The organism is Hyalangium minutum (assembly GCF_000737315.1).
GTDB classification, from domain to species: Bacteria; Myxococcota; Myxococcia; order Myxococcales; family Myxococcaceae; genus Hyalangium; species Hyalangium minutum.
In genome coordinates this window covers 131,310-158,207 of sequence record NZ_JMCB01000001.1, presented here as the reverse complement: position 1 = coordinate 158,207, position 26,898 = coordinate 131,310, and the positions used below count along the sequence as shown (strand labels likewise).

Below are 26,898 nucleotides of genomic sequence, written 5' to 3'. Positions count from 1 at the left end.
GGGGCTACCCCTGCAGCGCCGTGAACCGCTGCTGCAGGTGCTCCGCGGCGTGCGTCATCATCATCTCGGCCACGGTGTCCACGTGGCGGTTGCGCCAGGACTCCAGCGGCGTGCCCTTCACGTAGCGGTTGAAGGCGCCCATGGCCGGGCCGCACTGGATCTGGAAGTCGACCTTCTGATCCGCCACGCCTCGGGTGGCCAGCCGGGTGGAGTGGACGAAGTACCACTTGAAGATGAGCGCCATGCGGTGCTTGGGGCTCTTCTCCGCCTTCTCGAGCGCGTGTGGGTGCACGCGCTGGTAGTAGTCCCGCGTCTCGCGCCACACCTCGTCGAAGCTGCGCTTGAAGTAGCGCGTCTGGATCTGCTCGCGCGTCTTCTCGTCGATCTCCTCCAGGGAGTTGTAGCGGCGGTACAGCTCATAGAGCTTGTTGGCCCGGGCCGCGAAGAAGAGGCCCTTGCTGAAGACCTGCACCTTGGCGCCCAGCTCGAACATGTCGCCCGCGGGCGCCATCTCCGTGTCCTGGATGTCCGCCTGCTGGAGCATGTCGCGGACGATGTCGCTGGTGCCAGCCTCCACCGTGCACTGGTTGATGCTGCCGGAGAGCACGAAGTCGGCCCCCAGGATGAAGGCCGCGGCGGCCGCGTGCGGCGTGCCAATCCCGCCTGCGGCGCCCACGCGGATCCGCTTCCGGTAGCCGTGGCGGCGCGACACCTCGTCTCGCAGCAGCAGCATGGCGGGCACCATCGTAAAGGCCACGCCCTGATCCGTATGCCCGCCTGAGTCCGCCTCCGCGCACAGGTCGTCGCACATGGGGAAGTCCCGCGCCAAGGCCGCCTGCTCGGCGGTGATCCGGCCCGTCTCCACCAGCTTCTTCAGGAGCCGCTCAGGAGCGGGGCTGAGGAAGGCCTCGGCCACCTCCGGGCGGGAGACCTTGGCGAGCACCTTGTTCTCCGCGACGATGGAGCCGTCCGGAGCGCGGCGCAGGCCCTGGCAGCGGTAGCGCACCACGCTGGGGGTGATCTGCATGTAGGCCGCGGCCTCCACGCGGGTGACGCCGTAGCGGAGAAACAGATCCACCACCGCGTCCTCTTGCTCCGGCTGCTCCAGGTTGGCCAGCAGGTTCATCCCGTAGGGAGCTCCTCGCGGCAGCTCCGCCTGGATCTTCCGGATGGCCTCCTCCAGGCGCTGCAGCTTCAGCCCGCCCGAGCCCAGGAAGCTGAGCAGGCCCGCCTTGCCCATGCGGATGACGAGCGCCTCGGAGGCGATGCCCTTGTACATGGCGCCGGCCACGTAGGCGTAGCGCACGCCGTGGTCACGCCGGAACTCGGCGCTGCCCAGGGACTCGGCGGTGATCCGGCCTGTCGAGGGCGAGGCGGAGGATGGAGCCTGTCGTGCCGGGGCGCTGGCGGCGGCTGGCGGCGCTGGCTGCGCGGGCAGCTCCGCCTGGATCTTCTTGAGGAGCCCCGCCAGCACGGTGCCTGGGCCCACCTCCTCGAAGGTGGGGCGCTCCGAGGTCTGCATCAGGTAGCGCACCGTCTCCACCCAGCGGACGGGGCTGGAGATCTGCCGAGCGAGGTTGTCGCGGGTGTTGGCAGCGGTGTAGGGCTGGGCGTCCACGTTGGCGATGACGGGGAGGCGCGGGGGCGCGAAGCGGAAGCCCTCAAGGAAGGCCGCGAACTCGCGGCGCGCGGGCTCCATGTAGCGCGAGTGGAAGGGCGCGCTCACCTTGAGCGGCACCACCGAGCGGGCGCCCGCGTCGAGCAGCGGCTGGCGCAGGGCCTCCAGGTCCGCGGTGGGGCCAGCGAGGACCGTCTGCTGCGGGGTGTTGAGGTTGGCGACATCCACCGCAGGGGCCCGTGCGAGCACCTCCTGTAGCCCCTCCAGCGGCAGGCCGACGACGGCGCACATGCCTCCTCCGGTGGCACGGGCCATCAGCTCGCCCCGGCGCTGGACGAGCCGCAGCCCTGTCTCGAAGTCCACCACCCCCGAGGCGAAGAGCGCGTCGTACTCGCCCAGGCTGTGGCCGGCCACGAAGTCCGGCTTCCGCCGCAGCTGCTCCACCTTCGCCAGGTAGCTCAGCGCGTTCACCACGTAGAGCGCGGGCTGGGTGAACTGCGTCTGGTTCAGCCGCTCCTGCGGATCCTCCAGACACAGCTGGCGCACCGAGTAGCCAAGGAGGTTGCTGGCCTTGTCCACCAGCTCGGGGAAGGCCGGGAAGAGATCCGCCCCCATGCCCACGCGCTGAGAGCCCTGCCCTGGGAAGACGAAGATGAGACTCAAGTGCTTCTCCTGCCTTCGGGCCCGAGGTGGGCCAAGAGGACTCGATTCACCGGTTGTAGTACCAGGCCATGCCGCTGGCGCTGGCGTTCGAGGCGGCTGGCTGGAACATAGCGCGCAGCTCGTTGATGCGCGGCAGCCCGTCCAAGACAGTCTGGAAGTCCAGGCCGAAGTCCACGAGGCAAGCGACCTCGTCGACGCCGATCTCCTGCATCCGCCGCACCATGTCGGCGCACTTGGGGATCGTGCCCAGCAGCGACCGCTTGTCGTACATGTCCTGGTAGGCCAGCGTTGCCAGCATGTCCTGCTCCTTGGCATCGAGCTGCTTGGAGCCGCCCTGCAGGGTGGCATCCGCCTTGCGCTGGGTGAGGAACGTGGACAGGTACTGCTTCACGGGCTCTGCGACGAGCTTGCGCACCGTGGTGTCGTCATCGCCGATGTACGTGTGGACGCCCAGGGTCACGATGCCGGACTTCGGATCATGGCCGTGTTTGGCGCGCGCGTCGCGATAGGCCGCGATGTTGGCGGTGAGCCGGTCCCAGTTGTCCAGCAGGGTGAGGACATTGAGGCCAAGCTCTCCGGCCTTGGCCCAGGTCTCGGGGTTGGTGCTGTGGACGAGCCACAGCGGCAGCTCCTGGCGGCGGGGGCGCGGGAAGGTGCGCACCTCCACGGCCTGGCCCTCGACGCCGCTGAAGGTCACCGGGCGCCCGGCCCAGAGATCTCGCAGCGTCTGCACCAGGCGGAAGGTGAGCTCGCGGCGGCCCGCGTAGTTCTCCGGGTAGAAGATGAAGTCCCCGCGGTGCCAACCCGTGGCGAGGCAGAGCGCCACCCGGCCGTTGGAGAGCTGATCCACCAGGGCCCACTCCTCGGCGATACGGGCCGGGTGGTGGTGGGGGGCCACCACGCTGCCCGCGCGCAGCTCGATGTTCTGGGTGAGCACCGCCAGCGCGGCGCTGAGCACCGAGGCGTTGGGGAAGCTGCCCCCGAACTCCTGGAAGTGGCGCTCGGGCGTCCAGATGGCCTTGAAGCCGTTTTGGTCGATGTACTTCGCCACCTCGAGGATGAAGCGGTAGCGCTCGCCGAAGTCGGCCTGATCGTTGGCTGAGAAGAAGTAGACGCTGAAGTCCATGGGTGGGGCTCCTACGAAGCGCGCTCCGTGGGGAGCACGCGCATGGGGGTGATGGCGACGCGGGTCTTCTCCGCGACCACCTTGATGAACTCGTCGGTGCAGATGGTGTAGTGGTCCGCGGGCAGATCGAAGATCCGGAAGCTGCTGGGGACGTAGCGGCCGAAGCCATTGGTCCGGTCATCCACGCGGATCTTCACTTCGGGGATGTTGTTGGGGTTGTTGGGCCCGACGAACCCCAGGGTGGCGTGGAAGAGCGTGGCGTTCACCCGGGGGCCGAGCGGGCCCTTGGGGCGGTAGCGGTTGAGCGCCTCGTTGTTCGAGGTGATCGTGTCGTAGTTGCGGCGGACGAGCTGCAGGATCTCCTCGAAGGAGAGGGTGGTCTTCGAGCGGTCCCGGAGGTGGCGCGCGACCTGCTCGATCTGCTGGTCCCGAGGCCGGCCGGTGAGCTCATCGAGCTGGATGTAGCGCTCGGCGTGCCATCGGTTGCCGAACGAGTTGCCGATGAGGATCAGCGACATGATGCTGAAGTCGTCCGTCACGAAGGACGAGGTGTCGATGGCGTTGAACACCTCCGTGCCTGGCATGAGGGAGTCAATCAGCACCAGATCCGAGACCTCCTCGCCGCGCTGCCCGAGCTGGTAGGCCATCTCGAAGGCAACGATGCCGCCGTAGGAGTAGCCCCCGAGCACATAGGGTCCCGAAGGTTGGGCGGCCCGGAGCGCGTCGATGTAGCGGGAGGCCATCTCCTCGATGGTAGGGAGCAGGAAGACGTTGCCGTCCACATCGAACTGCTCGATGCCGAAGACGGGGTAGTCGATGCCCAGGTGGCGTGAGAAGTTGAGGCCGTAGCTGACGTCCCCCAGGAGCGTGTGCACCCAGAAGGAGGCGCGCTGGGAGCCGTTCTTGTTGATAGGCACGATGATGGAGGAGCGAGGGCCGTCAGCGCCGGGCTCGGTTCGCGGCTCAGGGGCCCGGGCGGGGCGCAGCTGCTCCGCCACCCACGTTACGCCCTGGACGGACAGCAGGCCGAAGCAGTCCTGGGGCGCCTCGAGGACGCGAACCGGCCTGCCCAGCAGCCCCTGCCAGTCCGCTGCGGTGTTCACACCGTCCGCGGGGGGGCGCGGCAGGCGGTAGGTGCTGCCCGCTCCCGTCTGGAGTTCCTGGGGACGGATCAGCACCGCCTGCACCGGGCGGGACAGCGGGCGCGGGCGGTAGCGGCTCAGGGAGAGCAGCCCGAACGCGTACTGGCGGGCAGCGCCATCCAGCCACGGTTCCAGCTTCGCGGCGGGCATCGGACACGCCGCGCTCGAGGTGAGGAAGCGCGTCACGGCCTTCCGCTGCTCGGCGAAGTCACCCTGGGGCAGGGCGTCGTAGCGGAGCACTCCAGGGGCCCGCCACAGCTGGCCCAGGCTGTTGCCCAGGTACGTCAGCACGCAGGCGGAGTCTCCCGCCTGCTGCAGCGCGGCGGTGTCTCCCGTGGGCCGAGGAGCGGCAGGGGCGAGCAGCAGCAGCTCGGACACCTCGTGACCGAGCTCGTGCAGGCGCCGCGTGGCCTCCAGGGCGACACCTCCGCCCAGGCCCGAGGCGGCGAGGCGGTAGGGACCGGCCGGCCGAGCACCCAACAGGACGCGCACGCACTCTGCCGCGAGCGCCTCCACAGTGCACTCGGTGCCAGGCGCGAGGTCCAGGCCATACACCGGCTGTGTCTTGCCCAGGTGAGGGATGAGCCCGATGAGCCAGCCGACGTCACCCCAGTCTCCCGGAAGACCGAAGAGCGGCGTCTCGGAGCCGTTGGGCTGGAAGGGCACCAGCCGCACCTCGGGCACGGTGCGCGGAGGCTCCGGCTTCCGAGGTGCTGGGGGCGGCGTCTGCACGGGCGCTGACGGGCGCTCGGAGGTGGGCCGAGCGCTCGGGACTGCGGTGGGCGCACTCGCAGCAGGAGCCGGAGCCACCGGGGCTGGAACTGGGCTTGCCGCGGGAGCTGGAGCGGCCGGCGCGGCTTCCGCCTTCACGTAGTTGCGAAGGAGGTGGTTCGTGAAGCGATGGAGGGTCGGGTGCTCGATGATGGCGAGCATCGGCACGTTCTCGCCGTAGAGCTGCTGGATGCGCTGCATCACCCGGAGGCCAGCGATGGAGTCGATGCCGTAGGAGGTGAACTCCCGGTTCGGATCGATGGCCTGCTCCTCGAGGCCGATGAACTCCGCGAAGACGGCACGGATTCGGGCTGTGGGCTGCAGGGAGGCATCCTCGGCGCGCGGAGCCGGAGCAGCGCGGGGCGCGGGCTCTTCCGCTCGCGGGGACTGAGCAGGCGCCGGAGCCGGAGCCGGAGCCGTGGCCGCAGGCTGCGGCACGGGCGCGGCCGGGGAGGGGACTCGCGCGGGCGGGGCCTGGGTGACGGGCTGCTGCGCGGGCTGGACCGGGGCAACGGCTCGCACCGGCGTGGGGAGCCAGTAACGCTCCCGGGCGAACGGGTAGGTGGGGAGCGGCAACCGGCGATGCGTGCCTCGCGCCTGTAGCTCCGCCCACGGGATGGAGAAGCCCTTGGCCCAGAGCGCGGCCAGCTTCCTGGAGTTGCCTCTGCGGGCCAGCTCCTCGAAGTAGCCCAGGTCCGCTCCCTCCTGGCTGAAGAGGGAGATCAGATCCTTGTGGGAGTGGTCATCTCCTACGAAGACGTCGGATCCACCCGCGCCCTCGTTCGTGAAGCCGCGCAGCTTCTCGATCAGCTCCTTGCGGCTCCGGACGATCAGGGCCAGGCGGTGGGACATGTGCTCGCGGCCCACCTGGAGCGTGTAGGCCAGATCCGCCAACCGGGTGCGTTGCTCCTCCGGGGCTGCCTCCACCGCCTCCAGGAAGGTGATGAAGTCCTCCGCGTATGCTTTCAGGCGCTCCGTGCTCCGGGCGGACAGGAGGATGGCCTCTCCTTCACCGGACAGCTGCTCGGGAGGGGCCGGGACTTCATGCTCCTCCAGCACCAGGTGCACGTTGACGCCACCGAAGCCGAAGGAGCTGATCCCGGCGCGTCGTGGCAGGGCAGCGCCTCGGGCGTCTCGCGCGGGCTCCCAATCCCGGGCCTTATCCACGACGTAGAAGGGGCTGTCCTCCAGGTCGATGTACTCGTTGAGCTGCTGGAAGTGCACGAGCGGCGGCAGCTTCTTGTGGCGCAGCGCCAGCAGCACTTTGATGAGCCCGGCGATGCCCGCGGCCGTCTCCAGGTGGCCGATGTTGGTCTTGACGGTGCCCAGCCCACAGGACTTGCGCCGCCAGGCCTCCGTGCCACCCAGTCCCAGCTCGCGGAAGGCCCGCTTGAGGCCGTTGATCTCGATGGGATCGCCCAGGGAGGTCCCCGTCCCGTGCGCCTCAATGTAGCCGATCGACTCTGGCGCCACGCCCGCCTTGCGCACCGCGCGCATGACGAGGTCCGCCTGAGCGTTGGGGTTGGGCGCGGTGAGCGAGTTGGCCCGGCCTCCATGGTTGACGGCGGAGCCCTTGACGACGGCGTAGATGGTGTCTCCGTCCGCCAGCGCCCGGCTGAGCGGCTTGAGCAGCACGGCCCCCACGCCTTCGCCGCGGACGTAGCCGTCCGCCTTCTGGTCGAACGTCTTGCACCGGCCGTCACCGGCCAGCATGCCGGACTTGCCGAAGGCAAGGAACCCGGCCGGTGTCAGCAGGACGTTGACGCCGCCGGCGATCGCCAGGTCGCACTCGCCCGCCTGGATGGCCGCCACGGCCCGATGCACCGCGACCAGGGAGCTGGAGCACGCGGTGTCCACCGGCTCGCTGGGGCCATGGAGATCCAACAGGAACGAGACGCGGTTGGCCAGGATGCTGTGCGCGTTGCCAGTGGCCGCCTGACCGTCGATCTCCGCACCCGACTGCTCCAGCAGGTGGGAGTACTCGCTGCCGGCCACTCCCACGAACAGGCCCGTGGAGGTGCCCGCGAGCTGGGAGGGCGGATAGCCCGCGTCTTCGATGGCCTGCCAGACCGTCTCCAGGAAGAGGCGCTGCTGCGGATCCATCGATCGCGCCTCGCGCGGCGAGATGCTGAAGAAGAGCGCGTCGAACCGATCCACGTCCTGCAGGAAGCCGCCCCACCGCGACGGCGTCTTCGTGGGATCCTTCTGCGGATCGCCGTAGAAGTCCCGCCAGTCGAAGCGGTCCCGAGGGATCTCCGTGACGAGATCCTTTCCGGCCATCAGGTTCTCCCAGTAGCGGGCCAGGTTCGGCGAGCCTGGGAAGCGGCCAGCCATGCCGATGATGGCGATGGGCTCGACAGCGCGGACGTCGCCCGGGGCCGGAGTGGCGACAGGAGCCTGGGTCGCGGCGGCCCGAGGCGCGGGAGCCTGGGGCTTCGCAGCGGCGGGGGGCGCCTGCACGTCCGTGGACAGCAGGGCCCGCGCGAGCACGTCGCGGTACTCACGGACCAGGTAGTCCGCGAAGCTGCTGATGGTGGCGTGCTCGAAGAAGATCGTGGGACTGACGTCCAGTCCGTGGTTCTTGTTGAGGAGCGCCGCGAACTTCGTGAGCGAGATGGAGTCGAACCCGTAGTCGCTCACGTGCTCGTCGAGATCCACGTCCTCGCCGCGGACGCCGAGGATCTCGGAGATGCTCTTCACCAGCACCTCCTGGACGCGTCGGGTCAGGGTGCCGTCCTCTGTCACACGGACCTCCTGGGTGTTGGGGAGCTGGGCGGGAGCGGGCGGCAGGGGGGCGGGCTCCGGGGCGGGAGTCGAGGACTCCATCGGTAGTGCCGCGGGCTGCGCGGACACATCCAGCCAGTAGCGCTCCCGGGCGAACGGGTAGGTGGGCAGCGCAAGGCGCTTGCGAGGCTGCCCCTCGTGCAGCAGCTCCCAGTCCACCTCCGAGCCGCTGGCCCACGCCGAGGCGAGCGGCTCCAGCTGGCCCGCATCCCGCGCCTGGCGTACGGAGTCCGCGGGCAGCGGCATGGGGCGCGTGGACTTCTTCACCGCGCCCGTGAACAACTGGCCGGGCGCGTCCTGGCCCGCCAGGAAGCGCTCGAGCGCGCCCAGCAGAGAGGGGAGATCCCGTGCCAGCACCGCCAGCCGCGTCCCCATGGCCTCTCGGCCCGTCTGGAGCGTGTACGCCACGTCCGCGAGCGGAGGGGCCGTCCGCGTGGACGCCAGAGACCCGACGAGGAAGTCGCGCAGCCTCCGGGCCTGCTCTGTCAGCCGTTCCGGACGCTTCGCCGACAGGGTGACGAGCTGAGGCCGCCCATCATCCCGGGACACCGCAGCCTCCCGAGGGGCCACGTACTCCTCGATGAGGAGGTGGGCATTGGCGCCTCCCGCCCCGAAGGAGCTGACGGCGGCCCGCCTCGGAATGCGCCGCCCGGTGACGGGATCGCGCGGCTCGGGCCACTCGCTGGCTTGCCGCTGCACGAAGAAGGGCGAGTTCTCGAAGTCGATATAGGGGTTCAACCGCTCGGAGCCCACCGAGGGCGCCAGCTGCCCGTGCTGGAGCTGCAGCAGCACCTTGGTGAGCTGCGCCACGCCCGAGGCCGCCTCGAGGTGGCCGATGTTGGGCTTCACCGAGCCGAGCGCGCAGAAGCCCCGCTCGCGGGTGAAGCGCTCGAAGGCCTTGGTGAGGCCAGACACCTCGATCGGGTCCGCCAGGGTGGAGCCCACGGCCTGCGCCTCCACGTAGGAGATCGTCCGCGGATCCACGCCGGCCCGCTTTAGCGCCGTCTCGATCAGATCCGCCTGGGCGCTGGGGCTGGGCACGGTGTAGCCGTTCGTCCTGCCGTTGCTGTTGACGGCCGAGCCGAGGATGACACCGTGGATGCGGTCCCCGTCGCGGATGGCGTCGGCCAGGGGCTTGAGCAGCACGGCGCCCACGCCCTCACCCGCCACGAAGCCGCTGGCGCCCTCACCAAAGGCTCGGCAGCTCCCGTCTCGCGAGAGCATGGACATCTTCCCCAACCCCACGTGGTGGCTGGGGTGGAGGATGAGGTTGACGCCACCCACGAGTGCGGCCCGGCACTCGCCTCGGCGGAGGCTCTCGCAGGCCAGGTGGATGGCGGTGAGCGACGAGGAGCATGCCGTGTCCACCGCGAGGCTCGGCCCTCGGAAGTCGAAGGCGTAGGAGACCCGGTTGGGGATGGACCAGTAGGCGGACTGGGCGTCCACCCGGTTGCCGCGTGCCCACTCCTCGGCCGCGAGCAGCTGGTAGGGCCCGTACATCACCCCCACGAAGACGCCCACGCCTTGTCCCCCGTCCGCGTGCGCGGAGCGGTTGAGCCGCGCGCTCGTCCAGCCCGCGTCCTCCAGCGTGGCCCAGGCTGTCTCCAGGAAGAGCCGCTCCTGAGGATCCATGAGCTGCGCCTCGCGCGGGGCGATGCCGAAGAAGAGCGGATCGAACTTGTCCACGTCCCCGATGAACGCGCCCCACCGGTGGTACGTGGTGCCTGGGCGCTCTCCCGTGTCGTCGTGGTAGGCGCTGTGGCTCCACCGCTCTGGCGGCACCTCGGAGAAGGCGGAGCGGCCCTGACGCAGGTTCTCCCAGAAGGCGCGTGTATCCTCGGCCTGCGGGTAGCGGCCGCTCATGCCGATGATGGCGATGCCCTCCACGCGCGTGGAGGCCGGGGTGCGCTCTTCACGGACTCCGGTTTGGGCAGGAGCCGGCGGCGGCTCCCCGAACAAGGAGGCCGCATCCATGAGCGTGGCTGCGGCGCGACCGGACTCGGTGGGCCGGGACGCCGCGGAGGGCTCCGTGGCAGCGGGGGCGCGCTCCGCCGCGAGTGGGGACCGAGGCACTGCCGCGAGGCTGCCGCCGAACTTGCGCCGCAGCACCTCTGGGAAGGTCCGCAGGAAATGGGCGGTGAGCTGATCGAGCGTGATGTGCTCGAAGAGCAGCGTCTTGGGCAGGCTGGGGAAGTCGCCCTCCAGCTTGTCCAGGAAGTCCATGCCCACCAGCGAGTCCACGCCGTAGGACTCGAAGGTGGCGCCCGGCTCCAGCTCCGCGGCCTCCATCTTCAACACCTGGGCGAGGGTGCTTCGCAGGAGCGTGAGGGTGTGTTCGCGCAGGGCTTCGTCCCGGTCGGCCGGGACGGGTGAGGAGGCCACCACCCGGGCGGGCACAGGGGCGGGCGGAGGAGCCACCACGCGGTGCTCGAGGGGCTCCTCCGGGGGGCGGTACCGGATGGCTTCGGCCGCTGGCGGCGGCGGTATCGCGTGCTTCTGCGGCTCGGTCCGCGCCGGGGGCGCGGGCGGCAGCTGGGCCGCGGCGGGAGCGCTCGGCTGCGGCGCGGCGGGGGGAGTCCAGCGCTGCGCCGTGCTGCTCAACATGGAGCTCGCGGCTCGCGGCTCGGGGGCGGACGGGGCTTGCTTGCGCGAGGTGTCGAGCCAGCCATCGCTCTCCGAGAGAATGACGTTTTGCCCGTCCACCTCCGGGCGCCCCCGAGGCAGGCCGAAGCCCATGACGCGGCGGAAGCCCTGGCTCTCCAGCGCCGAGCGCCACTCCTTGAGCCCCAGCAGCGGCGAGTGCGGCAGCCGCAGGTTCGCATCCTCGAACAGCCACCACCCGCTCGTCAGTCCGAACGTCAGCGTGGTGAAGTCTTGGACCACCGTGACTTCGTTGATGACGAGCACGCCGTTCGTCTTCAGCAGCGCCTTGGCTTGGCGCAGCGTGTGGGTCATGTTCCGCGTGGCGTGCAGAACGTTGGTGGCCAGGATGAGATCATAGGCGCCAGGTTTGAAGCCCTGCGCGATGACGTCCTTCTCCACATCCAGCACCTTGAAGGATGCGAAGGGGAAGCGGCGGCCGAAGGTTCGCTGGCCGTGCGTCGCGAAGCTCTTGGAGATGTCCGTGTAGTCGTACGTCAGGCGCGAGCCGTGAGCCTGGATGGCTTCGAACACGCGGCCGCTCGTGCCGCCCGTCCCCGCGCCGATCTCCAGCAGGGCGATCTTCTCCTGCCGCGAGTCTCCCAGGCGCTTTTCCAGCACCGCCAGCACGCTCTGGACGACCAGATCGTTGAAGTAGTCCGAGCGCCGGTTGCCCTTGTAGACGTTCTCCACGAGCGTCTTGGAGCCGCCGGGGAACATCACCTCCATGTGGGACTTCCGGCCGGTGAGCACGTCGGGCAAGGAGCCGACACACGCCTCCACCAGCTCCAGGAAGGCACGCCCGTCTGGCAGCCGCGCCAGCATGGACTCGCGGTGAGCCCGGATGCCTTGCGGCGTCGCGTGCGAGGAGCGAACCTCGGGCGTCGCCTCGAGCGAGTCTCCCGCCAGCCGCACGAAGCCGCCCTTGGAGAGGATGTCCAGCATCGCGTCGTAGAGCCGCGAATAAGCGGGCAGGATGCGCAGCCGCTCCCGGAGCTCGCCGAGGGTGTGGCGCTCGCCAGGGTTCCTCAGCGCGCCCATCTCCTGGAAGGCCTGGAGGAGCAGCAGCCGTCCGTGCTGCTCCAGCGGCAGCAGCTCCGCGTTGCCGGGGATGTCCGGGCCCTGCTGGATGAAGCCGTCGAGCCGGGTGGTCACGGGCGTCATCACCGAGGGGAAAGTCTCGGGGTAGGGGGCCCGAAGCTGGGTTGCGTCCATGTGGAAGGACTCCAGGAGCTCCGGATGGAGCTTGATGGGAGAGATCTGAGTGGCGCGGCCGGCCATGACGCGGTCGAAGGCGAGCAGGCCTTCTTCGCGGGTGAGGGCTTCGATGCCGCGGCGGGCCATGCGCTCGCGGTAGGTGTCCGTGGCGACGATGCCGATGTCGCCCCAGAAGCCCCAGTTGAAGACACGCACCGGGCGCTGCATCCGGTGCTCGAGGTACAGGGCGAAGCAGTCCTCGAAGGTGGAGGCCGCGGCGTAGTTGGCCTGGCCCGGCGCGCTCGTGAAGGAGAGCGCCGAGGAGAAGCAGGCGATGAAGTCGAGCGGCTCGGCTTCCAGCACGTGGTGCAGGACGACCAGTCCGCGTGCCTTCGGGGCCAGCGCCGCGCGCAGCTGCTCCTCCGTCATGCGCCCGATGACGCCGTCCTGGAGGACGATGGCCGAGTGGATGACGCCGGAGATGGGGCCGAAGCGAGCGCGTGTCTGGAGGACCACGTTCCGCATGGCCGCCACGTCGCACAGATCTGCCTGGAGGTAGAGCGCCTCACCCCCTGCGGCTTCGATGGCCTGCATGCGGCGGCGGGTCTCCTCGCGCAGCGGGCTGCGCCCGACCAGCACCAGCCGGGCCCTGCACCGCCGGGCCAGGTGCTCAGCGACAACGAGCCCCAGGCCGCCCGCCCCTCCGAGGATGAGGTACACGCCGCGGTCCACGAAGGACAGCGCCTGCGGCGCTGTCTCGGGCAGCTCCACCGCATGGAGGTGCTGGACGAAGCGCCGGCCCTCCCTTAGCGCGCTCTGGAGGGCGGCGCTAAGGCCCGGCTCCGCTAGCAGACCGCGCAGCACTGCGGCTGCGGTGTCCTCACCGGCGTCGAGCTCGGCCTTCGCCACGTCGATGCAGCTCACCTGGAGCTGGCGGAACTCGCGAGAGAGGACCTTGGTGAAACCAACGAGTGCGCTGGCGAAGGGGTTGAACGCGGCGTCCCGTTCGCGCACGCGGTACACGTCGTTGGTGACGACCTTCAGCGGGATGGCGCCGGGAGGGTGCGCCGCGAGGCCGCGGGCCAGCCGCAGCAGGGAGACCACACCCCGCTCCTCCATGCGCGCCAGGTGCTGCACGTCATTGGCGCTATAGCGCTTGGACTGCATGCCACCGAGGAAGTAGATGGCCGACGGCTCTCGCAGCTGCGCGAGCACGTGCGAGTAGTGATTCGCGTCACGGTGGTTGATGCGCAAGAGCCCAGGGCTCTCGGCGTTCCATGCGTCCTCCAGGCTGACGAGGACGGCCCGGTGCTCGCCGTACTGCGCCGCAAGCCGGGCACCCAGCCCGCAGTCCTGCGGGTGGGTGAAGATGAGCACCGTGCCACCCTCGGGCTTCGAGGGGGCCTCGACGGCGGGCAGCGGCTGCTCCTTCCAGAGCGGCTGGTAGAAGAAGCCCGAGCTGGGGACGGACGCTGGAAGGGGGGCTGCCTCGTGGATGGGCGCTGCGGCAGGCCCGTGCGCTACGCGGAGCCGCCGTGCAGCGAAGTCCTTGAACAGCACGAGGCACTGGCCGGACTCGTCGAGGATGGCCATGTTGAACCGGGCCACGCCGCTCTCCCGGTTGTTCTCGCGCAGCTGCGCATACGCGAAGCACCGCGCTGGCAGCCGGCCATACACCCGCACCTCGGCCACCGAGAAGGGGATCAGGGTCTGCGGCTCGCCGTTGCTGGACTCCCCCGCAGTCAGTCCCTGGAGCGTATGCAGCGCCGCATCCACCAGCGAGGGGTGCAGCGCGAAGTGTTCGAGCTCTGGCGCGGCCTGGGCTCCCAGGCGCAGCTCCCCGACGACCTCACGGCCGTGCACCCAGAGCTCCTCCACGCACTGGAAGGAAGGCCCGTATTCCAGGCCGACCGCGCGGAAGCCTTCGTACAGCGCTGCCTTGCCGATGCGCTGCTGGCACCTCGCCTGAAGCGCCTGGAGATCCACCCGGGGTGGCGTGCCCGAGGGCTCTGTGTCCTGGAACCGTACGCGGCCCCGGGAGCAGGTGCTGGCGGTGCCCGGGATGCTCACCTCGTAGGAGAAACCATCCTCCCGAGGTGTCAAGGCGAGCTGCACCAGGGTCGAGTCCGTGGACACTTCCACGGTGGAGAGCCACACCACGTCGTTCAGGGAGGACAGGGCCCCAGCGCCGGCCGCCGCTACGGCCGCACGTACCATCTCCAGTTGGACCACGCCCGCTACCACGGGCTTGCCCCGGACATGGTGATCCCGCAGCAGGGGCTCGTCGCGCCGGAAGCGCTTCTCGAAGACGGTCCCGTTCAGGCTCGGTACGGCCCGGTCGAGCAGCGGGTGCAGCGCGGCAGCGGCCTGGGGAGCCTTGGCGCTGGGGTGACTCAGCGGCACCCAGAAGCGCTTCCGCTCGAAGGGGTAGGTGGGCAGCGACACGCGGCGGCCCTGGCCGAGGTACACCTCGCCCCAGGGGACGGAGTGGCCTTCCACCCACAGCCGGGCCAGCGTGGCCCAGTCCCTGCGGCGGATGAGCTCCTGGGCGCGGGGCAGCTCCACCTCCGCGGCGGCGGTGCGCTCCTCCGGCACGCGGCCGAGGTACGCCTGAGCTCCGTGGAGCTGGCCCTGCTCGAACTCCTCCAGCCGGACTACCAGCTCGTCCACGCTGCCGACCACCAGCGCCAGACGCTCCTCGAGCGCCTCTCGGCCCACCTGGAGCGTGTAGGCAAGGTCTCCCAGCGGGGGCATGGCCCCGGCCGAGGACTGGAGGCGCCGCAGGTGCTGCTTCAGCCGGCTCGCGTAGGCCCGCAGGCGCCCGGTGTTCTTCGCTGACAGCAGCACCAGCTCGGGCCCCAAGGCCTGGGGGCGCTCCGCGCGAGGCGCCACGTACTCCTCGAGGATGAGGTGCGCGTTCGCGCCGCCCGCCCCGAAGGAGCTGATCGCCGCGCGGCGGGGCAGGGTCCGCACCCTTCCATCGGGCCCCGTCACGGCCGGGCTTGGCCAGGGCGCCAGCTCCCGCTGCACGAAGAACGGCGAGCTGCCGAAGTCGATATTCCGGTTGAGCGTCTCCGCATGCAGCGAGGGTGCGAGCTGCTGGTGCCGCAGCTGCAGCAGCACCTTGGTGAGCGAGGCGATGCCCGCGGCGGACTCCAGGTGCCCCACGTTGGTCTTCACCGAGCCGATGGCGCAGAACTGCCGGTCCTGCGTGTGCTCCCGGAACGCCTTGTTGAGGCCGGTGATCTCGATCGGGTCACCCAGCGACGTGCCCGTGCCGTGGGCCTCCACGTAGCCCACGGTGCGCGCGTTGACCCCCGCGGTGCGCAGCGCGCGAGAGACGAGGCTGGCCTGGGCCTTGGGGTTGGGGACGGTATAGCCATTCGTCTTGCCCCCGTGGTTGATGGTGCTGCCCTTGATGACGGCGTAGATGTGGTCCCCATCTGCCTCCGCCTGGGCGAGCGGCTTGAGCACCACGGCGCCCACGCCCTCACCGGGCACGTACCCATCTCCTCCATCGCCAAAGGCGCGGCACTTGCCCTCGGTGGAGAGGAACTTGAGCCGCGCCAGGGCCACGTACTTGGCCGGGTGGATGTTCAGGTTCACTCCACCCGCGACGGCGACCCGGCAATCGCCCCGGCGCAGGCTCTCGCAGGCCATGTGCACCGCCGTGAGCGAGGCGGAGCACGCGGTGTCCACGGGCATGCTCGGCCCGTTCACGTTCAACACGTAGGAGAGCCGGTTGGCGATGGACCAGAAGGAAGAGCCCGGGCTGATGTAGTTGCCGTGTCCCCACTCCTCCACGCCAATGGATTGGTACTGGCCGAAGGTGACGCCGACGAAGACGCCTACCGCGCTCTCGTCTCCCTCGCGGCTCGTGCGCTGGAGCTCCGGCCGCGAGTAGCCCGCATCCTCCAGCGCCGACCAGGCCGTCTCCAGGAAGAGGCGCTCCTGCGGATCCATCACCTCCGCGTCCCTGGGCGCGATGTTGAAGAACAGCGGGTCGAACGTGTCCACCTCGCGCAGGAAGGAGCCCCACTGGAGGCCCTGCCGCTCCCGGGTGTTCAGCTCCAGGCCCGGATAGCGCGACAGATCCCAGCGCTCCCGCGGGACCTGGCCCACGCTGTTGCGCCCCTGGGCCAGGTTCTCCCAGAACTCCTGCAGGTCCTCGGCGTCCGGATACCTGCCGCTGAGCCCGACGATGGCGATGTCCCCGGTGACCGGGGCCGCCGGGGCCTGTTGCACGGGAGCAGGGGCAGGGGATCGCTCGGGGCTCTGGGTGGGCTCCTCCGCCGCAGGCGGGGCCTCGGAGGAGGACGCGGGGGAGAGGAGCGCGGCGAGCGCCTCGGTGTGGTGCTCGGAGAAGTAGCCCGCCAGCTCACGGATGCTCTGGTACTCGAAGAACAGCGTCTTGGAGAGGGAACCGAAAGGGTCCTCCAGGAGCACGTTCAGCCGGTTGATCAGCATCGAGTCCAGGCCGATCGCATCCAGGCCCTGCTTCACGTCGATGCGCTGGCGCGGCAGGCGCGTCTCTCGCGAGATGAGCTCCAGCAGGTACTCCTCCGCGCCGCGTGCCAGCTCCGCCCGGTCCCGCGGGGCACCCGCCCGAGGCGCGGGAGCAGCCGGCGCGGGCTTGCGTGAGCCTCGGCGCTCGATGAAGTCGCGGATGCGGGCTCCGCGCCCGTAGAGGACAGCGACCAGGGAGCGGCCACTGCGCAGGGCGTGGGTGAACGCCGTGAAGCCCTCCTCCGCACCCATCACGGTCATGCCCGTGATGCGCTCCATCGTCTCCCGGTCGGCCTCCGAGATGTTCATCCCGCCGCCCTGCCACAGCGGCCAGGCGATGCTCACGGTATGGCCCGTCCTACGGCCCTCGGCCACCTGGGCGTTTCGCGCGGCGGCGAACTCGTCCATGAAATGGTTGGCCGCAGCGTAGTCCGCCTGGCCGGCACGGCCCAGCACCGTCGCCGTGGAAGAGAAGAGCGCGAAGAAATCAAGCGCCTCCTCTCGCGTGGCGTGATCGAGCGCGAGGACGCCATGGGTCTTGGGGGCCAGGACCCGCTGGAAGGAGTCCCACGACTTGCGGACGAGGAAGGCGTCCTCGAGGACGCCCGCTGCGTGGAGAACCCCGTCGAGCCTCCCGAAACGCTCCCGGGCGAGCCGCACGGCCCGCTCCATGTCCGCCAGCACGGTGACGTCCGCCGGGCAGTACACCACCTGGCCTCCGAGCGTCTCCAGCTCTCGGAAGAGCTGCTCTTGCTGCGCGGAAGGTCGCTGGCTGCGCCCCGTGAGGATGAGCCGGGCGCCCGCCGTGGCCACCAGGTGCCGGGCGAACAGCAACCCGAGCCCACCCGCGCCTCCGGTGATCAGGTACACGCCGCCCTGCCGCAGCGGGCCGGGCGTCTCCACGTCGGGGATCGTCAGCTCGGCAAGGCGGCGTGCCTGGCGGCCGTTCGCGTCGTAGCGGACCTCGGCCTCGGACAGGCTCGGCAGCTCTGCCAGAAGGAGCTCCGCGGCCACGGTGGGGGAGGGCTCCCGCATGTGGACCGTTTTGCCCCGAAGCTTCGGGTTCTCCTGCTCCGCCACGGCCAGGAAGCCCGCCACGGCGGCGCACGCGGGCGCGCCTCCGGGACCCAGACACGCGGACAGCAGGGTGAGCTCCTGCTTGGGGGCCTGCGCGAGCAGCGCCTTCACCAGCGTGAACGCCGCGTGGACGCCCGTCTCCAACGCTCGCGCGTCGCTGGCCTCTTCCAGCGACGCGTCGGGGCCACCTCGCCACAGGTGCAGTACCTGCGTGGGGAAGAACCCGGCCCCGGCGAGCTCGGCCAGGAGCCTTGCGCCGTGCTCTTCGCTGCCCAGGTCCACCTCATATTGATCGGCCGCGAGCCTCCGGAAGCCCGTCCCCGGGAGGACGGAGACGACCTCGTGTCCGGTGAGCGCCGCCCGGAGCGCGTCCATGGCGGCTTCGCGCTCTCCGACGAGCAGCACCCGCTGCCCCGGCGCGAGGCGCTCCGCTGGAGCCGGGGCCGGCTCCCAGCGCGACTCGTAGTAGACGTGTCCGAGCGGCTCGGCCGGCGCGGCCTTGGGGGCGATGCCCAGGCGTGCGAGCAGCTCCACGGCCTGGTCGATCTCCAGGTCGCCGCTCTCCACTTGCTGGAGGATCTGTCTCTTGTCGAGCTTCATCCGGTCTCTTCCAGGGCCATGCGGCGGTTCGGGGGCGTGATCAGCCCCTCAGCAGGTTTGCGACCTCATCGACAGACCGCTCCCGGTGCTTGAGCTGCCGCAGCAGCTCTCGGAGCTCTACTTTCTGATCCGGCTGCTGCTCCGGGCGGGTCACGGCTTGGGGCTGGGGAACGAGGCGGAGGGGCGCGGGCGCCGGCTCCACCCAGTAGCGCTCGCGGGCGAAGGGGTAGCCCGGCAGCGCGACCCGCCGCCGTGCACCGGCCGGGTGGAGCGACGCCCACGGGAGCTCCACACCGGAGATCCACAGCTGGGCGAGCCCGGGCAGATCCCGGGCCGCGAGGGCCGTCTCCAGGCCGGCCGCCGCGCCATTGCCCGGGGTGGAGCCCTTCTTGCCCCCGCGCCTCACGGCGACGGTCGCGGAGAGCACGTGCTGCGTGTCCGCGCGTCCGTCCAGCCAGTCGCGCAGCCGGGCCTTCAGCTCCTCGGCGCGGGTGGCCACCACGGCAAGCCGGGCGGGCAGGGCGTCCCGGCCCACCTGCAGGGTCCAGGCGACGTCGGCCAGCTCCTCATCCCGGATTCCCTCGTCCGTGAGATGGGAGAGCAACTGCTCGACGGACTCGCGCAGCCGATCCTCGGCCTGGGCAGATAGGACGAAGAGCTGAGGCTCGGCGGGGGTCGCCGCGCGGCGGTGCTCGGCGGACGGGGGGACATACTCCTCGACCACCACGTGCGCGTTGGAGCCACCGAACCCCAGCGAGGTGATTCCGGCTCGGAGCGGCAGGGGGTTGCCTTCGGCGTCGCGCAGCGGCTCCCAGGGCCGGGTCTGGTCCAGCAGGTAGAACGGGCTGTTGCGCAGATCAATGTCCGGATTGGGCTCGCGCAGGTGGACGATGCCGGGCAGCCGCCGGTACTTCATGCACAGCAGCGCCTTGATGAGGCCGGCGATGCCCGCGGCGGCCTCCAGGTGGCCCATGTTGCTCTTGATCGCACCCAGGGCACAGAAGCCCGTGCGGGAGGGCGTGCGGCCCTGCTTGTTCAGCAGTTGCGAGAAGGCGCGCTTCAGCCCGTTGATCTCCAGGGGATCACCCAGCGCGGTGCCGGTGCCGTGAGTCTCGATGTAGCCCACCGTCTCGGGATCGACTCCGGCTCGCTCGAGCACCGAGGCGATGAGCTCCGCCTGGGCCCAGGGGTTCGGAACGGTGAGTGACTGCACCTCACCCCCATGGTTGACACCCGAGCCTTTGATGACGGCATAGATGTGATCGCCGTCCGCGACAGCTTGGTGCAGGGGCTTGAGCAGCACGGCCCCCGCGCCCTCTCCCCGGACGAAGCCGTTGGCCTCGCGCGAGAAGGCCTTGCAGCGGCCATCCGGTGACATGAACCCGGCTTGGCTGAAGGCGACGAAGAGGTCTGGGGTGAGCAGCACGTTGACGCCCCCGGCGATGGCCTGATCACAGTCCCCGTACTGGATGGCGCGCACCGCGTTGTGCAGCGCCACGAGCGAGCTGGAGCAGGCGGTGTCAACGGGCTCGCTGGGGCCGTGGAGGCCCAGCAGGAAGGAGACGCGGTTGGCCAGCACTGCCGGGGCCAGCCCCGAGGGAGCGTAGGCGTCGTCGTGGAGGTTCGCGTCGTGCAGGACCTGGTAGTAGTCCATGCTGGTCGTCCCGACGTAGACGCCCGTCCGCGACTTCTTGAACTGCGAGGGCCGGTAGCCCGCATCCTCGAGCGTATGCCAGACCACCTCGAGGAAGATGCGCTGCTTGGGGTCCATCAGCTCTGCTTCCCGCGGAGCGATGTTGAAGAAGAGCGGGTCGAACCGGTCCACGCCGTCGATAAAGCCGGCCCACCGGGTGACGCTTTTGTGGGCCTCGCGCTTGGCGTCACCGAAGTGAGGCCGCCAGTCGAAGCGCTCGGCGGGCACCTCGCTGATGAGATCGCGGCACTCCTCCAGGTTGCGCCAGAAGTCCTTCAGGCTCCGCGAGCCCGGGAAGACGCCGCCCACACCGATGATGGCGATGTCCATGGGGCCGGGACCCGGTTGCGGGGCCCGAGGCACGGGGGTCGCCGCGGCATAGACCGGAGCCGCCGTCGGGGGAGCCTCTGACACGGCGAGGGGAGCAGGGGAGGCCTCTGGCGCGGAGAGGGAGTCGGGCGGAGCCTCCAGAGGCGCTTCGTCCTCCTGGACCACCAGCGCCAGCGGTGCGTGCTGGGCGTTGGGGCCGAACAGCGCCTCGCTGTGCTTGCGGTGCTCCGTGGCGAGGAAGTCCGCCAGAGGCGCGATCGAGACGTGCTCGAAGAGCAGGCTGCGCTGGAGCGAGCCGAAGTCCCGCTCCAGGAGCTTCACGATGTCCATCGCCACCAGGGAGTCGACGCCGTAGTTCGGGAAGGGCGTCTCCGCGTCGATCTCCTCGAGCGGGACCATGAGCACCTGGGCGAGCACGGCACGCAGGTACTCACGCAGCCCCTCTCGTACGCTGGCGTAGCGGGTGATGGGCCGCTGGCTGGCGAGCGAGGGGGGCATGGGAGATGGCTCAGCCTCCCGCGACGCGGCAGGCGTCACGGCCACAGGCGCCACTGCCACAGGGGGCACGGGTGGAGGGGCTGGGCGCGTGGGGGAAGGGCTCACGGGCAAGGCAGGGCTCTTCTGTCGAGGCCAGCAGCGTACCCGGGCGAAGGGGTACCCCGGCAGGGACACGACTCGACGGGCCCCTGCCGGGCCCAGGGCTGACCAGGGGAGCGAGGCACCCTGGACCCAGAGCTTGCCGAGCTCAACGGCTGCCCCCTTGCGGACCAGGCTGGCGATGAAAGCCCGCCCCTCTTCGCTCTCCTCCATCAGCTGGAGCGAGGGGCTCTCGGAGGAGGCCTTTCCGGTGAGGAGGGCCGCGTGCTTCTGGCCCGCGAGGAAGTCCTCCAGCCGGGCGCGCAGCTCCCCCACCGAGCTGGCGATGATGGCCAGGCGGTGCTCCATTTCACGCCGGCCCTCGCGCAAGGTTCGGGCGATATCCGCCAAGGGCGGGGCAGAGGCCTCGGCCCGCTGAAGGAAGGTGGCCAGGCGCCGCGCCGACTCGGTCAGCCGCTCCGCGTTCCGGGCGGACAGGACAATCAGCTCCTGGCCTCCCATGAGGCGCGGGGTCTCCTGGGCCGGGGAGGTGGGAGCCTCGACATACTCCTCGAGCAAGGCATGGGCGTTCACGCCGCCAAAGCCGAAGGAGCTCACGCCTGCACGGCGTGGCAGGCGTTGGCCCTGCGCGTCCTCGCGAGCCTCCCAGGGCTGCGTCTCCCGCACGATGTAGAGCGGGCTCCCCGACAGATCAATGAAGGGGTTCAGTTCCTGGCAGTGGAGGCTGGCGGGCAGCGTGCGATGCTTCAGGGAGAGGATGACCTTGATCACCCCGGCGATGCCGGCCGCCGACTCCAGGTGGCCGATGTTCGACTTCACCGTGCCCAGGCCGCAGCGCGCGCCCGCGGGGCTCGTGTCGCCGTGGAAGTGCTGGAAGAGCTTTCGAAGCCCGTTGACCTCGATGGGATCTCCCAGCGAGGTGCCGGTCCCGTGCGCTTCGATGAAGCCGAGCGTCGCGGGATCCACCCCTGCCTTCTCGTAAACGGAGATGAGCACCTGCGACTGGGCCGTGGGGTTGGGCACGGTCAGCCCCTGAGCATGGCCGCCGTGGTTGATGGCGGTGCCGCGGATGACGGCGTGGATGCGGTCCCCATCGGCGAGCGCCCGGGAGAGCGGCTTGAGCAGCAGCGCGCCGGCCCCTTCGCCGCGCACGTAGCCGTTGGCGCGCTTGTCGAACGTCATGCACCGGCCGTCCGGGGAGAGCATCCCCGCCCGGCTGCAGGCGATGAAGGGCGTGGGGCTGAGCAGCAGGTTGATGCCACCCACCACGGCCGCGTCACAGTCCCCCGCGCGCAGCGCGGCCATCGCGCGGTGGAGGGCTACCAGAGAGCTCGAGCACCCCGTGTCCACCGGCTCGCTGGGCCCGCTCCAGTCGAACAGGTAGGAGACGCGGTTGGGGATGAGCGAGGTGGACAGCCCCGTGGTAATGTAGACCTCCGACATCCGGCCAGCACCGGCGAGCACGTCCCGGTAGTCCACGTTGGACACGCCGACGAACACGCCCGTCTTCCGCCGGGACAGCTCCTCAGGCCGGTATCCGGCGTCCTCCAGCGTCCGCCACACCATCTCCAGGAAGATGCGCTGCTGAGGATCCATCAACTCCGCCTCGAGTGGCGACAAGTTGAAGAGCAGCGGATCGAAGCAGTCGACGTCCTGGATGAAGCCTCCTCGGGGGCTGGTGATGCGCCGCTCCTCGGGGACGCCGTCGCCGTGGAAGTCCTCCCAGCGGAACCGCTCGCGTGGAATCTCCCCCACGAGATCTCTACCCGCCTGGATGTTGCTCCAGAACGTCTCCAGATCCGGCGAGCCTGGGAAGACGCCGGCCATGCCGACGACGGCGATGGCCTCGTCCTGGCGAGTCTCGGCCGACTGCTCTTCGCGAGGGCCAGAGGAAGGCACGGGGCTGGTGGCCACCCCAGGAGTGGGGGCGGGGGCGTGTTCGGGGAGGGTCCCCAGGAGGGTGGCGGCGTGCTTGCTCAGCAGAAAGCGCACGTAGCCTTCGATGGTGCGGTGCTCGTAGAAGAGGGCGGGTGAGAGCGCTGTCCCGTACCGGGCATTCAACGCCTGAGTGAACTCGAGGATGGTGATGGACTCGAAGCCGTACCCGGACAGCTCGGAGCGAGGGTTGACGGTACCTTGCAGGCGCAAGGTCTTCACCGCCAACTCCACGAGCTCCGTCGTGAGCCGCGCCTCGAGCGCCGCGCTTTGGGAGGCGTCAGGAGGCGTGGCGGGCCGGGCCGGCGGCGTGGCAGCTGCGGCGGCCGGGGGCGGCGGTGCTGCCTGGAGCGCCCGCTGCATCTTCTCCAGCTCCCCGAAGGCAGTGAGGATCTGGGGCAACCCCTGCTGGTGGCCCAGCGCCAGCGCCGTCTCCAGCGCCTGGATTCCCTGCGCGGAGGAGAGCGGCTCCATGCCCGTGGCCTGGAGAACGAGCGCCTCCTTCTCCGGCGACATCCGCATGCCGCCATCGCGCCAGTACGGGTAGCAGATCGACAGCGTCTGGCCCTGGCGCTGGCCGCGCTGGCGCAGCGACTCGCGCAGGGCCGCGAAGCTGTCCAGGAAGCGGTTGGCCGTGGCGTAGTCGGCGGCCAGCGAGGTGCCGATCACCGTGGAGACAGAGGAGAGGACGACGAAGAGCTCGAGGGGTGCTGCCCGGGTGGCCTGATCGAGCACCAGCGTCCCTTGCACCTTGGGGGCGAGGGTGGTCCCGAAGTCCTCCTGGCGCTTGTCCGCCAGCGTGGCCTCCTTCAGCAGGCCCGCGCAGTGGATGATGCCGTGAAGCCCCGAGTAGCGGGCCTTCACGTACGCCAGGCAGTGATCCACGTCCTTGCGCGAGACGACGTCCGCCTGCACATAGACGGCGTCCGAGCCCAGACCCTCCAGGTGTGACAGCTTCCGCCGCAGCTCGTCCTCCAGCGGCGAGCGTCCAGTCAGCACGAGCCGGGCCCGGTACTTCCCGGCCAGGTACTTCGCCAGCTCGTAGCCCACGCCGCCCAGGCCCCCGGTGATCAGATAGATGCCGCCTTGCCGGAAGGCGGGGCCCATCGCCGCGGCTGCCTCATGGGCTGGTACTGGCCGCACCCCACGCACGTGGCGCTCTCCGTTGCGGTAGCGGACCTCCACCTGCGTGGCGGCCTCGCTGGCATGCAGCTCCGCCAGCACGCGCTCCACCCGCAGCTCGGGTGTCGTGCCTGACGCATCCATCCCCAGGAGGCGGAAGTTCAACCATGGGGCGGCGGCCGTCACCGCACGCGCAAGGCCGGACAGCGCCTCATGGTGGGCGATCACCTCTTCTCCGCCCGACCGGTAGACATAGAGCAACTGGATCCGCTCGTCCTTGCGCCGGGGCAGCAAGGCCTGGATGAGCCGCACCAGCGGGTAGAGCCCCTGGCCGAGCGCATCATCGAGCCCCTCTAGCAGGGCGTCCGGTGACTCGAAGCGGCTGCGCTTCCCCCAGAAGAACAGGATCCCCGCGAGGCGGAGGCCATCGTTGGCCAGCGCATCGAGGAGCCGCTCGTAGTCTGCCGCGTGCTCTGGCTGGAGCTCATAGTGCCGCGGCCCCACACGGCGGAACTCCGCGCCCGGCTGGATGCGCACCACCGCGCGAGCGGACCCGCGCAGGCGATCCTGGGCCTCGACCTGTTGCGTGAACGATCCGTCCGGGTCGAACACCAGCACGGCGCCGGCTGTGGCTGGGACCTCGCTGGGCGCGGACAGCGCGGAGGGGAACCACTCGGGCTTGAACCACGTCAGCTCGGCCCCCGCCGGGGGCAGCTGGGGTTGGGCGGGCGCTGGCTCCACCCCAGTGACCCCGGGAGTTGCCTCGAACCAGTAGCGCTCCCGGGCGAAGGTGGAGGTGGGCAGCGAGACGCGGCGAAGAGACTCGGAGGCTGGGGCCGGCCAGGTGACGGCCTCCCCGCGCAGCCACCGTCCGGCAAGCTCCGCAAGCCCGGCTTCGCCAGGAGCCGCCTCGGCCTGGAGCAGGACAGAGCCGTCCTCTCGCACGCGCACGAGCCCGGGCAGGGGCACCTCGCGACGCGCCTGGAAGTCCTTGAGCGCCGTCAGCAGATCCGCGTGCGAGCTGGCGATGATGGCCAGCCGCGAGGCCAGCGTGGCGCGTCCCGTCTGGAGGGTGTACGCCACCTCCGCGAGCGAAGGCCCTGCATCCCGTGACAGGAAGGACTCGAAGCGCTCCACCAGCTCGCGCAGCCGCACCTCATCCCGTGCGGAGAAGGGAAAGAGCAGCGGCATCCCCGTCGTCTCCGAGGCCGCTTCTGGGCGGGGCTGTACGTACTCCTCCAGCACCACGTGCGCGTTGGCTCCGCCGAAGCCAAACGAGCTGACTCCAGCGCGGCGTGGGGCTCCCACGGGCGTGAGCCAGGCCTTCGGCTTCTCGTTGATGTAGAGCGGGCTGCCTTCGAGCTTGATGAAGGGGTTGAGCTCCCGGAAGCCCGGCATGGAGGGGATGAGCCCCCGGTTCATCGAGAGCACCACCTTGACGAGGCCGGTGAGGCCGGCCGCCGCCTCGGTGTGGCCCAGGTGCGCCTTGGCCGAGCCCAGCGCACAGAAGCGCTGCTTCGTGGTGTGCCGGGCGAAGGCCAGCTTCAGCCCCTCCACCTCGATGGGGTCCCCCAGCCGGGTGCCCGTCCCGTGCGCCTCGATGTAGCTCAGCGTCTCCGGATCGATGCCGGCGTCCTTCCACGCCTCCAGCAGCAGCTCGGCTTGCATCGCGGGGCTGGGCGCGGTGATGGAGTTGGTGTAGCCGCCATGGTTGACGCTGGTGCCCTTGATGACGGCGTGGATGGGATCGCCATCCCGCAGGGCCTGCTCGAGCGGCTTGAGGAGGACGGCGGCCACGGCCTCGCCCGGCACATACCCATCCGCGGTGCTGTCGAACGCGTGGCAGTGCCCCGTCGGCGACAGCGCTTTCATCGCGGAGAAGTGCAAGTAGTGGCGCGGGCTGAGGATGAGGTTCACGCCCGCGGCGAAGGCCATGTCGCACTCGCCGCGCCGCAGCGCCTGGCAGGCCAGGTGCAGCGCCACCAGCGAGGAGGAGCAGGCGGTGTCCACCGTGAGGCTCGGCCCCTTGAGGTCGAAGAAGAAGGAGGGCCGGTTGGCCAGCATTGTCGCGGCGTTGCCCGTCCCGTCATGCGGCCCCACCGGAAGCCCGCGCCGCAGCATCTCGTCGTCGTAGTCGCGGAAGCAGGCCCCCACGAACATTCCCGTGTGCGAGCCCCGCAGCGCGCTCACGCAGCCCGCGTCTTCCGCCGTGCTGTAGAGCACCTGGAGCAGCAGCCGCACCTGCGGGTCCATCACCTCCGCCTCACGCGGAGAGATGTGGAAGAAGAGCGGGTCGAACTTGTCCACGTCCGGGACGAAGCTCCCCCACTTGCAGGAGATGCGGTTGGGCTGCGTCTGGGTGGGGTCGTACCAGGCCGCCACGTCCCAGCGCTCGCGTGGGACTTCCTCCACGAGATCTTTCGCCGCCGCCAGGTTCTTCCAGAACGTGTCCAGATCGGGCGACTGCGGGAACAGGCCCGCCATGCCGATGATGGCGATGTCCCCCGTGCGCGTCCCCGGGGCGCCCGAGGGCTCGTTCCTCGGCTGCTTGGAGGGAGCAGTGTGGGCCAGCGGCGTGGCGGTGGGCAGCGGAGCGGGAGTGGGAGTGGGGGTGGGAGCGGGGGAGGGCGCGGGAGCGGAAGGCACCTCGCTGGGGGACTCTCGCAGCGCGTGGGCGAGCTGCTCCGGGAAAGTCCGCGCGAGGTAGTCCGCCAGGCGCCCGACGCTGGAGTGATCGAAGAAGACCGTGGGCACGAGATCGATGCGCAGATCGCGCTCAAGCCGCGTGTTGAGCTCCAGCAGGTCCGCCGAGCCCAGCCCCAGCTCCATGAAGTTCCGCTCGGGGGCTGCTGCTTTCCCGAGCTCCTCCAGCTGCCGTGCCAGGTAGCGCGTGGTCGCCTCCGCGAGCGAGGGCTCTTCAGGGACCGCGGGCGCGGCCGGCTCCGCTGCGGGCCGCGCAGGGCTCCGCAGCAGGACCAGGGCCTCTTCGCGTGAGAGCTCCTTCCGGACGAACTTCTCCAGAATCTCCCGGGTGTATGCCTGGAGGGTGCTGTTCGTGCTCACAATCCGCTCGGTCATGTGCTGGCTCGAAATCGTT

4 protein-coding genes are annotated in these 26,898 nt (G+C 70.2%); all 4 read right to left on the bottom strand.

Annotated elements, in window-relative coordinates:
* Window positions 1-4: 4 nt before the first annotated feature.
* Genes fabD through DB31_RS00480 form a run of 4 tightly spaced genes read right to left on the bottom strand, consistent with a single transcriptional unit; the run spans window position 5 to window position 26,879 of the window.
* A complete protein-coding gene (fabD, locus tag DB31_RS00500; RefSeq protein ID WP_240486451.1) occupies window positions 5-2,281 on the bottom strand; it encodes an ACP S-malonyltransferase in 2,277 nt (758 codons plus the stop codon).
* A 46-nt stretch (window positions 2,282-2,327) separates the two neighbouring features.
* Window positions 2,328-3,407, bottom strand: a complete 1,080-nt coding sequence (locus DB31_RS00495) for a MupA/Atu3671 family FMN-dependent luciferase-like monooxygenase (RefSeq protein WP_044180578.1) — start codon at window positions 3,405-3,407, stop codon at window positions 2,328-2,330.
* Window positions 3,408-3,418: 11 nt separating this feature from the next.
* Window positions 3,419-18,124, bottom strand: coding sequence for an SDR family NAD(P)-dependent oxidoreductase (locus DB31_RS48465; RefSeq protein WP_052419605.1), 14,706 nt, complete (start codon window positions 18,122-18,124; stop codon window positions 3,419-3,421).
* A gap of 40 nt (window positions 18,125-18,164) precedes the next feature.
* Complete coding sequence (locus tag DB31_RS00480; RefSeq protein ID WP_044180576.1) at window positions 18,165-26,879, bottom strand: SDR family NAD(P)-dependent oxidoreductase; 8,715 nt, start codon at window positions 26,877-26,879, stop codon at window positions 18,165-18,167.
* Window positions 26,880-26,898 lie beyond the last annotated feature (19 nt).

Bases quoted from the DNA above. Each gene is read 5' to 3' on its own strand.
- DB31_RS00495 (WP_044180578.1), bottom strand. From the start codon at position 3,407: ATGGACTTCAGCGTCTACTTCTTCTCAGCCAACGATCAGGCCGACTTC.
- DB31_RS48465 (WP_052419605.1), bottom strand. From the start codon at position 18,124: ATGAAGCTCGACAAGAGACAGATCCTCCAGCAAGTGGAGAGCGGCGAC.
- DB31_RS00480 (WP_044180576.1), bottom strand. From the start codon at position 26,879: ATGACCGAGCGGATTGTGAGCACGAACAGCACCCTCCAGGCATACACC.